This window comes from Pontibacter silvestris, from assembly GCF_020907275.1.
GTDB classification, from domain to species: Bacteria; Bacteroidota; Bacteroidia; order Cytophagales; family Hymenobacteraceae; genus Pontibacter; species Pontibacter silvestris.
The window spans coordinates 1-584 of the sequence record NZ_JAJJWI010000099.1 but is presented as its reverse complement, the minus strand read 5'-3'; the positions used below and the strand labels follow the sequence as shown (position 1 = coordinate 584).

1 pseudogene is annotated in these 584 nt (G+C 51.9%); it reads right to left on the bottom strand.

Annotated features, from left to right (window positions below):
• Positions 1-584: pseudogene (locus LN995_RS22280) on the bottom strand (IS1 family transposase); the annotation flags it as partial.

Sequence of the window (584 nt, the reverse complement as noted above, 5' to 3'; positions counted from 1 at the left end):
ATCTCTGCCTGAGAGAGCAGAAGAACCTTTCAGCATGGTTGGTTTCTTTCTTCATTTTAGAGGCTCTATGCTGCCGGGCTGGTATCACCTGCTTATAGGCATCCCAGTCATCAGTGAAGAAAGTTGCCTGCTGGCTGTAGTGCCCAGGAATATTCTCCCACAAACCCCTTGCACCCGCTGCGCCCCTCTCACCCACGTGCAGGGCCACAATCTGCCTACTTGCCCTGTCCTGTGCCACCCAAAGCCACTTCTTATTGTACAAAGCCCCACAGCTCATCGCTCTCGCACTCATAGTGGCACAGCTCCAACTCTGCCTGTGCCGAAACCTGCGCATTCAAATCGCCAGGAACTTCTCTGTAAAGCTCGTCCACGTAGCGGTAAAGGGGGTAGGGTGATATTTCCAGCACTCTACAAATCCCCTCCAGGGAGAGCCGTTCAAGCAAGAGAAGCTCAATGAGCCTCTTCTGATCCAGACTCAGACTACGGTTTTGCCGGTGAAAGACAAACTGCCTTCTGCAGTCCTTGCACTTGCCTCTGGCCTTACCATAGTAGCTTTTACCATTATTGACTATATTCACACTGCC